Annotated in this window: 14 protein-coding genes; 4 read left to right on the forward strand and 10 right to left on the reverse strand. The window is 46.4% G+C overall.

Annotated features, from left to right (window positions below):
- Nucleotides 1-10 precede the first annotated feature (10 nt).
- From tolB to aspS, 10 genes are all read right to left on the reverse strand, one after another.
- Nucleotides 11-1,354 (reverse strand): Tol-Pal system beta propeller repeat protein TolB, encoded by a 1,344-nt coding sequence (gene tolB, locus JAO78_RS05440; RefSeq protein WP_500786067.1) that lies wholly within the window; start codon nucleotides 1,352-1,354, stop codon nucleotides 11-13.
- Complete coding sequence (gene tolA, locus JAO78_RS05445; RefSeq protein ID WP_226750338.1) at nucleotides 1,354-2,322, reverse strand: cell envelope integrity protein TolA; 969 nt, start codon at nucleotides 2,320-2,322, stop codon at nucleotides 1,354-1,356. The genes tolB and tolA overlap by 1 nt, the downstream gene beginning before the upstream one ends.
- Nucleotides 2,312-2,737 (reverse strand): protein TolR, encoded by a 426-nt coding sequence (tolR, locus tag JAO78_RS05450; RefSeq protein ID WP_226750383.1) that lies wholly within the window; start codon nucleotides 2,735-2,737, stop codon nucleotides 2,312-2,314. Before tolR ends, tolA begins: the two co-directional genes overlap by 11 nt.
- Before the next feature lie 2 nt (nucleotides 2,738-2,739).
- Nucleotides 2,740-3,420, reverse strand: coding sequence for a protein TolQ (tolQ, locus tag JAO78_RS05455; RefSeq protein ID WP_226750339.1), 681 nt, complete (start codon nucleotides 3,418-3,420; stop codon nucleotides 2,740-2,742).
- The gene (ybgC, locus tag JAO78_RS05460; protein ID WP_226750340.1) at nucleotides 3,410-3,820 is read right to left on the reverse strand and encodes a tol-pal system-associated acyl-CoA thioesterase; all 411 of its coding nucleotides are present in this window, start codon (nucleotides 3,818-3,820) and stop codon (nucleotides 3,410-3,412) included. Before ybgC ends, tolQ begins: the two co-directional genes overlap by 11 nt.
- 597 nt (nucleotides 3,821-4,417) lie before the next feature.
- Nucleotides 4,418-5,431, reverse strand: a complete 1,014-nt coding sequence (ruvB, locus tag JAO78_RS05465; RefSeq protein ID WP_226750341.1) for a Holliday junction branch migration DNA helicase RuvB — start codon at nucleotides 5,429-5,431, stop codon at nucleotides 4,418-4,420.
- A gap of 96 nt (nucleotides 5,432-5,527) precedes the next feature.
- Nucleotides 5,528-6,148 (reverse strand): Holliday junction branch migration protein RuvA, encoded by a 621-nt coding sequence (gene ruvA / locus JAO78_RS05470; RefSeq protein ID WP_226750342.1) that lies wholly within the window; start codon nucleotides 6,146-6,148, stop codon nucleotides 5,528-5,530.
- Nucleotides 6,149-6,172: 24 nt separating this feature from the next.
- Nucleotides 6,173-6,694, reverse strand: coding sequence for a crossover junction endodeoxyribonuclease RuvC (gene ruvC / locus JAO78_RS05475; RefSeq protein ID WP_226750343.1), 522 nt, complete (start codon nucleotides 6,692-6,694; stop codon nucleotides 6,173-6,175).
- 2 nt (nucleotides 6,695-6,696) lie between these two features.
- Nucleotides 6,697-7,440: a YebC/PmpR family DNA-binding transcriptional regulator gene (locus JAO78_RS05480; RefSeq protein WP_226750344.1), complete on the reverse strand. Its 744-nt coding sequence runs from the start codon at nucleotides 7,438-7,440 to the stop codon at nucleotides 6,697-6,699.
- A gap of 79 nt (nucleotides 7,441-7,519) precedes the next feature.
- Nucleotides 7,520-9,295 (reverse strand): aspartate--tRNA ligase, encoded by a 1,776-nt coding sequence (gene aspS, locus JAO78_RS05485; protein ID WP_226750345.1) that lies wholly within the window; start codon nucleotides 9,293-9,295, stop codon nucleotides 7,520-7,522.
- 197 nt (nucleotides 9,296-9,492) lie between these two features.
- Between aspS and cmoA the strand changes: the two genes are divergently transcribed.
- Genes cmoA through JAO78_RS05505 form a run of 4 tightly spaced genes read left to right on the forward strand, consistent with a single transcriptional unit; the run spans nucleotide 9,493 to nucleotide 12,522 of the window.
- Nucleotides 9,493-10,221, forward strand: a complete 729-nt coding sequence (gene cmoA, locus JAO78_RS05490) for a carboxy-S-adenosyl-L-methionine synthase CmoA (RefSeq protein WP_226750346.1) — start codon at nucleotides 9,493-9,495, stop codon at nucleotides 10,219-10,221.
- A gap of 5 nt (nucleotides 10,222-10,226) precedes the next feature.
- Nucleotides 10,227-11,192 (forward strand): tRNA 5-methoxyuridine(34)/uridine 5-oxyacetic acid(34) synthase CmoB, encoded by a 966-nt coding sequence (gene cmoB / locus JAO78_RS05495; protein ID WP_255654443.1) that lies wholly within the window; start codon nucleotides 10,227-10,229, stop codon nucleotides 11,190-11,192.
- Between the two features lie 22 nt (nucleotides 11,193-11,214).
- Nucleotides 11,215-12,102: a LysR family transcriptional regulator gene (locus tag JAO78_RS05500; protein WP_226750347.1), complete on the forward strand. Its 888-nt coding sequence runs from the start codon at nucleotides 11,215-11,217 to the stop codon at nucleotides 12,100-12,102.
- Between the two features lie 12 nt (nucleotides 12,103-12,114).
- Nucleotides 12,115-12,522 carry a hypothetical protein gene (locus tag JAO78_RS05505; RefSeq protein WP_226750348.1) on the forward strand — a complete coding sequence of 136 codons (408 nt, stop codon included), beginning with the start codon at nucleotides 12,115-12,117 and terminating at the stop codon, nucleotides 12,520-12,522.
- Nucleotides 12,523-12,586 lie beyond the last annotated feature (64 nt).

The raw sequence follows: 12,586 nt of genomic DNA on the forward strand, positions 1-12,586 counted from the left end.
CCAAGTTTTTTTATAAAAAAGGTGACCAAGCCGGCGATTTCACCTGTCCATCAGCCGCCGGTAGTCGTGCTTTAAAACGCCCATCCATAGAAACCAGTGCCAACACTTGCGAACGACCATGCATAGTGCTGTAAATTATCATCGAACCGTTAGGAGCAATACTCGGTGACTCATCTAGGTTAGTAGCGGTCAACACTTGCAAATAACGGCTTTGTCTGTCCATTCTTGCCAGGTGGTAGCGGCCGTTGGTACGGTTAACCATAACAACCGACTGACCATCTGGTGAGTAAGTCCCCGCCAGATTCATTTCGCCTTCGAACGTTAAACGACGGGTATCGCCTGTGTTCAAATTTACGCTATAAAGTTGTGGATTACCACCGCGCTCAGAACTGAACACAATTTCTGTACCATCTGGTGACCAGCTCGGTTCTGTATCAATGGCGCGATGACTGGTCACGCGGGTTAACGCTTTGGTGGCCACATCCATCACATAAATTTCTGCATTGCCATCTTTTGACAATACCATCGCAATCTTTCTGCCATCAGGTGACCAGGTTGGGGCACTGTTAATACCCGGGAACGAGGTCAAAATGGTACGACGGCCGCTGTAAATATCTTGAATATAAATTTGTGCCTGACGCTTTTCAAAAGTGACATAAGCTAATTTGGTACCGTCTGGTGACCAGTTAGGCGACATCAATGGTTCTTTCGAGCGTAATAATACTTGCTCATTATAGCCGTCATAATCAGCAACGACTAATTGATATTGAAATTCTGCATTAGGACGCACTAAAACATAAGCAATCTTGGTTAAGAAAGCACCGCGTTCACCGGTTAATTTTTCGTAAACAATATCGCTAATGCGATGCGCGTACTGACGGAATTGACTACCGTTAATCGTGGTTTCACGACTGTCTAACAAGTACTGTGGCGAACCACCTAAGATACCGCTATTCAACATCTGGCTGCTTAAACCGGTGCTACCTTTTAATACATCAATTAATTCAAAGCTCACACTGTAACGGTCGATGCCAATCTCAGTAATAGAACCCATTAAAATGGCTTCTACACCTTCTTTTGCCCAAGCTGAAAAATTAATGTCAGCTGCGGTTGCAGGACGCTGTGGCATTTTTAAAAACGAAATAGGATTAAACTTACCGCTACGCATTAAATCGGCAGACACGACATCCGCGATATTTTCTTTAGGCAAGGTAGTGCCTTTAAACGTGAACGGTAACACCGCCACCGGACGGGCAGAATCAACACCACCGGTAATCACAATTTCTAAAGAGGCATGCGCTTGCATACCGACCAGCAGTAAGACACTGCAACCTAATTTACGTAAAAAATTCATCATCTAAATTCTGGTGCCACCGTTAATGTTATGTCTTTGAGTTGGTTATATACATCAGGATCAGCTGACATCGGCAAGGTCCCTGCCCGATTTACCGCTCGCACTGCTGCATCACATACCACCCGCTCACCGCTAATCACATTGACACTTGTCACAAAACCATTAGTTGCTAAGCGAATATTTACCCGACAAGTACGGCCACGCATGGTCGATTCATCTTTAATCAGGTTTCTATCAATCGCATCGCTGATCATCGCGGTATAGCGTTGAACCTCAGTCACAGCTTGTTGTGATCTGGCTCTGCGCCGAGCTTCCGCTTCTGCAGCTAATTGTTCTTGAATCATCCGCTCGCGTTCGGCTTGCTCTCGCTCTTCACGTGCTTTTTGTTCACGTTCAGCTTGCGCTTTGGCTAACGCGGCTTGTTCCGCTTTGCGTTTCGCTTCTGCTGCTTTGGCCGCTTCTTCGGCTTTTTTGCGTTCTTGCTCTTTCGCTAACCGCTGTTGCTCAGCTGCGCGCGCTTTAGCCGCTTCGGCCTCTTGTACTTTCTTTGCTTCTGCGGCAGCTTGTCTTGAAGCCTGGACTGCGGCATCCGCTTTGCGTTTTTCTTCTGCTACCCGTTTTAAGCGGGCTTCTTCTGCTGTACGTGAATTTTCAGCTTCTTTCGCACGGCGTTCTAAATCTCTAATACGTTTCTCTTCAGCTTTACGTGTGTCATCTTGCTGTTTTTTAATCTCAGCAACACGCTGTTCTAACGCTTGTTTGTCAATCGCCACCGCTTCAACAGGCGCCGGTGGTGGCGGAGGTGGCGCATCGGCACTGAGCCCTGCTTCACCCGATAACATAATTTCAGTTGGCTTTGGCCAAAAACTTAAGGTACTGATGAATAAACCCAGCACTAACGCAAGATGCAAGCCTACTGATTTTGCCAGTGGTTTTTGCCACCACTTTGCTTGCAACTCAGACTTCATTGTCAGTCATCAACCCGACAGCGGGAGCCCCAGCGTTTTTTAACACATTGATCAGGCGTATTACTGAATTGTAATCCACACGACCATCACCTTTTACTATCACCTGAGTGCCAGGCTCGATACTTAACCAACTTGCAACCTCAACCTGTAACTGTGACGCGGTAAAAGGGCCTTGCTGGTTACCGTCTTTTTCAAAATAATACAAGCCATCTTCATCAACGGTGGCCACCAAGGGCGTTTTACCGTCTTTCATTTGTTCAATCGGTTCTGCCGCTGATTTTGGCAGTTCAACCTTCACACCTTGCGTGATAATCGGTGTGGTAATCATAAAAATCACCAACAACACCAGCATAACGTCGATATAAGGTACTACGTTAATCTCAGCAACTGGGCGGCGCTTTTTACGCGGGTATATCATTAGCCTTGATCCCCGCTACTGACCTGGCGATGCAGAATGTTCGCAAACTCTTCAACAAAGTTGATGTAGCTGCTTTCAATCTGCTCAACCTGCGTTGAAAACTTGTTGTAAGCAATAACGGCCGGGATGGCAGCAAATAAACCAATTGCCGTTGCAATTAGGGCTTCGGCGATACCTGGCGCCACCATCGCTAAGGTGGCTTGTTGCACAGCACCTAACGCGATAAAAGAATTCATAATACCCCAGACAGTACCGAACAAACCGATATACGGGCTGATCGAACCGACAGTGGCTAAAAACGGCAAATCCGATTCTAAGCGTTCTACTTCGCGCGACAGACCTACGCGCATGGCACGATGCGTACCATCCATCACTGCCGCTGATTGGCGACTCGTTTTGTGCATACGCGCGAACTCTTTAAAGCCTGACTTGAACAAGGCTTCCATACCGTTGGCTTGTTGGCGCGCACTGACTTCAGCATATAACTTTGATAAATCAATACCCGACCAAAAACGGTCTTCAAACTTTTTCGCATCACTTAACGCTTCGGTTAAGATCTTCTTGCGTTTAAAAATCATCGCCCACGAGGTTACTGACATCCCCACCAGGATTAACATTACTGCCTGAACAACTATGCTGGCATCGAGCAATAAATGCAGAATGGAAATTTCACCTGACACGCGATAATACCTCTGTTATTTCTGCGGGTATTGAACGAGCTTTTAACTGCTCTGGGTCAACACACGCTATCTTAATCTCTGCAGCACACACAATTTGTTGCGCTGCATTGTGAATTTCTTGTTTAAAACTTAAACTAGCACGCTTTAAGGTACTGATTTCACTGGACACCGTCAACAGCTCATTGAACTTTGCAGGGCGAGTGTTCTTCATGTGTACTTCAGTTACCACAAAAGCTACTTTATTCGCTAACCAGATATCTTGCTCAACTCCTAGGGCACGCAACCATTCGGTGCGCGCTCTTTCGAAGTATTTCAGGTAGTTTGCATAGTAAACAATGCCGCCAGCATCGGTATCTTCATAATACACCCGCACTGACCAAGAGAAGTTGTTTCGCTGCATCTGGTTCCGCTTTATTTCGCGCCTGTATGATAATTAAGCCAGCGTACAAACTCAATTGGCTGTCGACCAATTTCGTAACTATATTTTTTTACACTGACTACTTGTATTTTATTAAAACATTACGTTGACACAGGTCTATCGACTAAGTTCAGAATAAAGGCCGATTTATTAGGTACAAATTATCGTTTTAAGCGATAAAAAGTAATCTGGTACTATCATGCTTGATTTAGATGAATGGCAGATGAATTTCAGTAATAGCTTACGATAAACTCGTTAGTCTCTTTTTATCCTCATCATCTTAACCCTTGACGAACCATTAGTTTTTTTAATGTCAAAACGCCAGTTTTTCTCGTTTGAAGTAAAAACTCCAATTCTCTATCATACGCAGGTGTTCTGAGCTAGCGCAAAGACAATCAAAATTTTGGTAGCGCCTTTTGATTGTTTAGTACAGGTCACTTAACAATGAGACTTTGTGAGAGAGGTTTTGTTGTTTGCTCCAAACATGTTCCCTGGATTTATTGAAGCAGTTCCTGAAATTGTTGCTTGCCCGCTCATTGAGCGGGCTTTTTTTTGCTTAAAAACCGAGTAACAACACCCTTATGTTGGTGTCTGTGGCAGGTCAAAACCTAAATGCTGATAAGCACGCGGCGTGGCTATTCGCCCCCGTGGCGTGCGTTGAATATAACCTTGCTGAATTAAAAAGGGTTCAATCACATCTTCAATGGTTTCTTTTTCTTCACCGATGGCGGCAGCTAAGTTATCTAATCCTACTGGCCCCCCCATAAACTTATCAATGATGGCATCAAGTAATTTACGATCCATATAATCAAAACCTTGTGCATCTACATCAACCATTTTCAGCGCGGCAGACGCTACTTCAACACTGACTATGCCATTAGCTTTAACCTGAGCATAATCTCGCACACGACGTAACAAACGGTTAGCGATACGCGGTGTACCACGAGCACGTCGTGCAATTTCAGTGGCACCGGCTTCATCTAACTGCATATTAAGGAAGTTGGCCGAGCGTTGAATAATTTGCGTCAGCTCTTCTACTTTATAAAATTCCAATCGTTGCACGATACCAAAGCGATCGCGCAAGGGTGATGTCAGAGCACCAGCTCGTGTCGTGGCCCCTACTAGGGTAAAAGGCGGTAAGTCGAGTTTAATTGAGCGCGCCGCAGGGCCTTCACCAATCATCAGATCTAACTGATAATCTTCCATGGCCGGATACAGAATTTCCTCTACCACGGGGCTTAAACGATGAATTTCATCGATAAAAAGCACATCATTTTCTTCAAGATTGGTCAGTAACGCCGCCAAATCACCGGCCTTTTCTAGTACAGGCCCAGAGGTGGTTTTAATGTTCACCCCCATTTCATTGGCCACAATCATGGCTAAGGTGGTTTTACCTAAACCTGGCGGGCCAAAAATCAATAAATGATCGAGCGGCTCACCGCGCCCGCGGGCGGCTTCGATAAAGATCGCCATTTGCTCACGCACATGCGCTTGGCCGGTATAATCGGCCAGCGATTTTGGCCGAATAGCCCTGTCGATGGCTTCTTCTTCTTTAAATGCGCTAGGCTGGATCAGACGATCTGCTTCTATCATGCTATGCCTTTTATAACTGCTTTGTGTGCTTAGAAAACGCCACGATTAACCGCGATACAGGCCAGCATGACACTCTGCTTAGCCTGGCTTACGGGGTTAAATCATACTCTTTAACGCTGCTTTAATCAGCTGCTCGCTGCTCATGCCAGGTTTCAGTTGTTGTTGCACCGCTTTTGCCGCTTGCGCTTGCGAATAGCCTAAACCGAATAAGGCACTAATCGCATCTTGCTCTGCCGAAGCCGGTGGCGCGAATAAGGCTTCATCATCCTGCATAATCATTTTATCGGTGATGGGCGTATTTGAACTTACGCCCCAATCTTTTAAGCGATCACGCATTTCAATCACTAAACGCTCGGCCGTTTTTTTACCGACACCCGGCAATTTTACCAAGGTACTGAGATCATCAAATTGCACACAACGTACAAAATGCTGCGCGGTCATGCCAGAAAGGATGGTTAACGCCAACTTTGGCCCAACGCCATTTGCTTTAATTAATTGTCGAAACAAACTACGCTCAGTTTGATTACTAAAGCCATAAAGTAACTGTGCGTCTTCGCGCACCACAAAGTGGGTGTAAATCACCGCGGGCTTACCCACTTCGGGCAAAGCATAAAAACTGGTGAGGGGTAATTGCACTTCGTAACCTACACCGGCCACGTCCAATAATAAATCGGGTGGCTGCTTTTCTAAAATAATACCGCTTAAACGTCCAATCATCTGTTTTCTTATCTTTGGGCGGCGTTAACGTAAACGGCCGCGAACTGTTTTTCTGGCTTGCCCCGCCATGGCAATTAAACTTTGCTGCGTATGACCATGGCACAATGCCACGGCCAGTGCATCTGCCGCATCGGCTTGAGGACTCGCAGATAACTTTAATAAATGCCGGATCATATGTTGTACTTGCGCTTTATCCGCCGCGCCACTGCCCACTACGGCTTGTTTCACTTGCCGCGCCGAATATTCATGCACCTCTAAACCGGCATTTTTAGCCGCCACAATAGCCGCGCCCCTCGCCTGACCTAATTTGAGTGCGGAATCGGGGTTGCGTGCCATAAACACTTGTTCAATGGCAAAAATAGTCGGTTGCGTTTGCGCAATAATTTCACTGATGCCGTTAAAGATCCGCAGTAAACGCTCAGGAAAGTCATCAGTGCCTAAACGAATACAACCGCTGGCCACATAATGAAACTGCCCACCTTGCTGGCGAACCACACCGTAACCCGTTAAACGACTACCAGGGTCGATGCCCAGAATAATATTCAAGGCTACTCCAAGCTAGCCATAATGTCGTCACTGATCTGCGCATTATGATAAACGTTTTGAACATCGTCAGAATCTTCTAACGCATCCATTAATTTGATAAATTTCTCTGCCGTCTCAGCATCCAATTCGGCATGCGTATCAGGCACTAAGGTTAGCTCAGCAGAGTCAGCCACAAAGCCTGCACCGTTAAGCGCATTCTGTACTGCACTGAAATACTCAGGGCTGGTGAGCACCTCGATGCTGCCATCTTCTTGGGTTTGTACATCATCGGCACCGGCATCCAGTGCCACATCTAAGATTTGCTCTTCATCAGCGCCGGCGGCAAAGCACAACACGCCTATGCGATGAAATAAATAAGAGACCGAACCTGAGGTACCTAAGTTACCCATATTTTTGGAAAAGGCATGGCGCACATCAGCAACGGTACGTTTATTGTTATCGGTGAGTGTTTCGACAATCACCGCCACACCACCGGGGCCATAACCTTCATAAACGAGTTCTTCGTAGTTATCGGCATCATGCATACCGGCCCCCCGTTTAATGGCGCGGTCGATGGTATCGCGCGTCATATTTTCAGCCAACGCGCGATCAACAGCCAAACGTAAGCGTGGATTAGCCTGTACATCGGCACTGATCTTTGCCGCTACCGTAAGTTCGCGGATCATCTTGGTCCAGATCTTATTTTTTTTGGCATCCTGACGGGCTTTACGATGCTTCATGTTAGCCCATTTGCTATGTCCAGCCATGTCTTACTCCTCTTAGCTAATCATAAACAGGATATAAAGGCACAACGAGGCTCTATGGCCTCGCTGTGTAATGCAGTAACTACGCTTTTGGCGTGACTTGGATACCCAACTCAGCCAGTTGTTGCGGGTTGGCCGCACCAGGTGCATCCGTTAATGGACACGCAGCAGTGGCGGTTTTAGGGAACGCCATAACATCACGAATAGAGGTTGCACCGGTCATTAACATGACTAAGCGATCTAAACCAAAAGCTAAACCGGCATGTGGCGGTGCGCCATACTTTAACGCTTCGAGTAAGAAGCCAAATTTTTCTGCTGCCTCTTCATCGCTAATACCCAGTAATGTGAACACTTTTGCTTGAACTTCTGCGGTATGAATACGGACTGAGCCACCGCCTAATTCGGTACCGTTTAGCACCATGTCATAGGCATTGGATAATAATTCGCCCAGCTTTAATTCTTGGTTAGGCGTAGCTAAAAAGCTTTGCGTATCTAATGGTGAGGTAAACGGGTGATGCACAGCAGAATAGCTACCATCGTCGTTTTCTTCAAACATCGGGAAATCCACCACCCATAATGGCTTCCAACCGGGTTGAGTGATCTGTAAATCTTCACCCAGTTTTAGGCGCAGTGCGCCCATGGCTTCACAGACCACTTTATAGCTGTCAGCACCAAAGAAAATTAAATCACCGTTAGCGGCTGCTGTACGCGCTAAAATGTCAGTAATGATGCTCGGGCTTAAAAACTTCGCCACCGGCGATTGCACACCTTCGGTTCCCGCGGCAACGTCATTTACTTTCATCCAAGCGAGGCCTTTTGCACCATAGATGCTGACAAATTGGGTATAGTTATCAATATCTTTGCGCGATACTTTTTCTGCTGCGCCTGGCACTTTTAATGCCACTACGCGGCCTTTTTCATCGTTTGCTGGGCCTGAAAAAACTTTAAACTCAACGTCTTTCAGTAAATCAGCAACGTCGACAAACTGCATGGGGTTACGCAGATCAGGTTTATCTGAGCCGTATAAACGCATCGCTTCCCAGTATGGCATTTGCGGGAAGGTGCCTAAATCCACACCGAGCAATTGTTCAAACATCTGCTGAACCATTTGCTCCGTTACCGCCATCACTTCTGGCGCACTCATAAAAGAGGTTTCAATATCGATCTGGGTAAATTCAGGCTGACGATCGGCGCGTAAATCTTCATCACGAAAACATTTTACGATCTGATAATAGCGATCTAAACCCGACATCATCAGCAGTTGTTTAAACAACTGGGGAGACTGGGGCAAAGCGAAAAACTCGCCTTTGTGCGTGCGGCTTGGCACTAAATAATCTCGCGCACCTTCTGGGGTGGCTTTGGTTAAAATGGGGGTTTCAACATCTAAAAAGCCATTGCCGTCCATAAAGTTACGTACAAAGCTGGTGACTTTAGCGCGAAACTTTAAACGTTCGCTCATTAATGGCCGGCGTAAATCAAGATAGCGGTATTTTAAGCGTTGTTCTTCGCTGTTCTCATGATTAAAGTCTAGAGGCAATGGCGCTGACTTATTTAAAATGGTGAGCGCACTGGCATACACTTCAACCGCACCCGTCGCCATCTCTTTGTTAATTTGTGAAGCGGGACGTGCTCGAACTTGCCCGGTGACTTGAATACAATATTCATTGCGCAAGGTGTAAGCGACGTCGAATAACGCTTTCAGATCGGGATCACAAACGACTTGCACCAAGCCTTCGCGATCTCGCATATCGATAAAAATTAACCCACCCAGATCCCGACGACGGTTTACCCAGCCACTAAGTGTGACCTGCTGATCGACTTCGTTTACCGATAACTTACCGCAATAATGACTACGCATTAATTTATCCTTTCTCCATGCTGAACAACTGAAAGCAACTGATTTGAATGACGGCAATTATAGCGAAAAGCGCTTTAAAGTCACTGCCCAGAGCCGAAAACTCTGCTTAGTCGCTAGCTTAACACGATAAGTTTTCAGCGCTCGGCAAATTTCAGGTAAACTAGCCGCCATTTTCGTGACAACCACTGAGTGTGTTAATGCAAAAAGACCACGTTTATGCCGAACCTTTGGCACATATTCAGGATTTCCGTTTTGATGATGCGGTAGCCGACGTTTTTCCTGACATGATCCAGCGCTCTATTCCTGGCTACCAAACGATTATTCAAACCATCGGTAAATTGACTGCGCGCTATCAGCAGGCAAATAGCCATTATTATGATTTAGGCTGCTCGTTAGGGGCGGCCAGTTTGTCCATGCGCCGCCATATTACCGCCGACAATTGTAAAGTGATCGCAGTGGATAATAGCAGTGCCATGATTGAGCGTTGTCAGCGTCATTTGCAAGCCTTTCGCTCGGATGTGCCGGTGGACGCCATATTAGGTGATATTCGACAGCTTACTATTGAAAATGCTGCGGTGGTGGTGGTGAACTTTACCATGCAATTTTTGGCGCCAGAAGATCGCCAAGCTCTGCTCAACAAAATTTATCAGGGGTTAAAACCGGGTGGCCTTTTGATCATCTCAGAAAAATTTAAAGCCGATACCCCTGTTAATGATGAATTGCTGATTGATTTGTACCATGATTTTAAACGCGCCAATGGTTACAGCGAATTAGAAATTAGCCAAAAACGCACCGCGCTGGAAAAAGTTATGCGCCCCGACACGCTCGCCACCCACAGTGCGCGCCTGCAGCAAGCCGGCTTTCATTCGCACAGTGTTTGGTTTCAATGTTTTAATTTTTGCTCGATGTTTGCTTTAAAGGATTGATTCGCATGTTGGACTTTTCCGCTTTTTATGCGCAGCTTGCCACCAGCCGCCTGCACCCTTGGCTAGAAACCTTACCGGCACAATTAGCGTTGTGGTCGAAAACCGCGCTGCATGGTGAATTTAAACAATGGCAAAAAATACTTGCGAATCTTCCTGCAACCCGCGTCTCGCAAATAGCGCTGGCTGACGCCGTTGCCTTTGGCCAAGCGAGTGATATTAGCGCGGGTGAAACAGAACGCATTCGCTTTTTACTGCAGCAATTAAAACCTTGGCGCAAAGGCCCGTTTCAGATCCACGGTATTGATATTGATACCGAGTGGCGTTCAGATTGGAAATGGCAACGGGTGCTACCGCACATCAGTGATTTAACCGAGCGCTTGGTATTAGATGTCGGCTGTGGCAGTGGCTATCATTTATGGCGGATGCGCGGCGCTGGGGCGCGCTTTGTTGTGGGTATTGATCCCTCGCAGCTGTTTTATACGCAATTTCAAGCCATTAAACATTTTAATCCCGATCCGCAGGTTAATTTACTGCCGATTGGTATTGATGATATGCCGGCGTTAAAGCAATTTGATACGGTGTTCTCAATGGGGGTGTTATATCATCGCCGCTCGCCGTTAGACTTTTTACAGCAACTAAAACAACAGCTGCGCCCCGGTGGTGAATTGGTGCTAGAGACACTGGTTATTGAAGGTGATGCACAAACCGTGTTGGTGCCCGGTGAACGCTATGCCAAAATGCGTAATGTTTGGTTTATCCCTAGCACTGCTGCTTTGTGCCACTGGTTAGAACGGCTGGGTTTTCAAGATATTAAACTGGTCGATTTAAATCACACCAGTTTAGATGAACAACGTGCCACCCCTTGGATGGAAAATGAAAGTCTGATTGATTTTCTTGACCCAAATGACCATAGTAAGACCATTGAAGGTTACCCGGCACCATTACGTGCGGTGGTGGTAGCCAGGGTTTAAGCAAAGTAAGGAAACGGCTCGTATGCCCTATCGCCCAAAGTCAACGTTAGAGCAATGGCGCATTTTACAAGCGGTGGTTGATGCTGGTGGCTATGCCCAAGCGGCCGAGTTGCTCAACAAAAGTCAATCATCGCTTAATCATGCCGTCGCAAAGTTACAAACCCAGCTGGGTGTAGAATTGCTCGAAGTGATTGGGCGTAAAGCGCAACTGACTGCCGCCGGCGAAGTTATGCTTCGTCGTTCGCGTATTTTAACGCAACAAATTGAAGATCTTGAACTGCTGGCCGATAACTTAGATAAAGGCTGGGAGCCAGAAATTCGTATCGCCACTGAGTTAGCCTACCCCAAACACTATTTATACCAAGCATTACAGCAATTTTATCCAATGAGTCGTGGCAGCCGAGTACAAATTATTGATACGGTGCTGACGGGAACTAGCGAAATCATTACTCAAAAAAAAGCCGATTTAGTTATCACTGGCATGGTGCCAAAAGGCTATTTAAGTGAGCCGTTGTCGATCACCCGTTTTATTCCCGTGGTGGGCGCGACGCACCCGTTAGCGCAGCTACCAAGCCTAGACCAAAATGAACTGAGCCAACAACTGCAAATTGTTATTCGTGACACCGCAGTTAAACCGCAAGAACATATTGGCTGGTTAAAAGCTGAGCAACGTTGGACAGTAAATAATTTTGATGAAGCAGTCGATATATTATTACTCGGCTTAGGCTTTTGTTGGTTACCCGATTTTGTGGTGGCACCGCTGTTAGCTGATAAAACCTTGTTTCGGCTACCGCTGCAACAAAGTACAGAACGTTTTGCCCCGATGAGTTTATTGGCACCACAAGAAGAATCTCTTGGCCCCGGCAGTCGTCAGCTACGTCAGCTGTTACTGGCCGTCCATCAAAAATAATAAGGAACCCCTATGCAATCTGACGAAATAAACCAGCTAATGCATGCCGCTGCACAAGATGCGATCGCTTATGCCGCCGAGCAACATCAATTAACGCTAGATGGCTCTGCTGAAAGTTTAGCTGTCGTCGACACCTTGTTGTCGGCGTTACACAAAGATCAGCAGCATCGGCAACATTCTGGCGAAATGTTATTTACACTTTGTAATATTATTGGCGCTTATGTCGGTGAAGTATTCATTAAACTGGTCGGGGGTGAGTGGAACAATAATCAACAAGATCAATCAGCACCTTATATCGCAGTGACCTTTGGCGACAAAGAATTCCCTTTTGCTTCAGTCTGTTACCATAAGATCGCCAATGACGATACCATCAGTTTACAAGACTATGTTCGCCAAGCGAAACAGAATGCTATGCAGTAAGGCTTTTGTCTGCGCGGTTAAACGGGTAAAATGGTCAGCACTTTAGCCAACCCACTTAGCCATT

Source organism: Alishewanella maricola (genome assembly GCF_016343785.1).
Taxonomy (GTDB): Bacteria; Pseudomonadota; Gammaproteobacteria; order Enterobacterales; family Alteromonadaceae; genus Alishewanella; species Alishewanella maricola.

Coding starts and splice junctions, on each gene's coding strand:
- tolA (WP_226750338.1), bottom strand. CDS start 2,322: ATGAAGTCTGAGTTGCAAGCAAAGTGGTGGCAAAAACCACTGGCAAAA.
- JAO78_RS05500 (WP_226750347.1), top strand. CDS start 11,215: ATGCCCTATCGCCCAAAGTCAACGTTAGAGCAATGGCGCATTTTACAA.
- cmoA (WP_226750346.1), top strand. CDS start 9,493: ATGCAAAAAGACCACGTTTATGCCGAACCTTTGGCACATATTCAGGAT.
- tolB (WP_500786067.1), bottom strand. CDS start 1,354: ATGAATTTTTTACGTAAATTAGGTTGCAGTGTCTTACTGCTGGTCGGT.
- JAO78_RS05480 (WP_226750344.1), bottom strand. CDS start 7,440: ATGGCTGGACATAGCAAATGGGCTAACATGAAGCATCGTAAAGCCCGT.
- JAO78_RS05505 (WP_226750348.1), top strand. CDS start 12,115: ATGCAATCTGACGAAATAAACCAGCTAATGCATGCCGCTGCACAAGAT.
- ruvB (WP_226750341.1), bottom strand. CDS start 5,431: ATGATAGAAGCAGATCGTCTGATCCAGCCTAGCGCATTTAAAGAAGAA.
- cmoB (WP_255654443.1), top strand. CDS start 10,227: ATGTTGGACTTTTCCGCTTTTTATGCGCAGCTTGCCACCAGCCGCCTG.
- ruvA (WP_226750342.1), bottom strand. CDS start 6,148: ATGATTGGACGTTTAAGCGGTATTATTTTAGAAAAGCAGCCACCCGAT.
- aspS (WP_226750345.1), bottom strand. CDS start 9,295: ATGCGTAGTCATTATTGCGGTAAGTTATCGGTAAACGAAGTCGATCAG.
- ybgC (WP_226750340.1), bottom strand. CDS start 3,820: ATGCAGCGAAACAACTTCTCTTGGTCAGTGCGGGTGTATTATGAAGAT.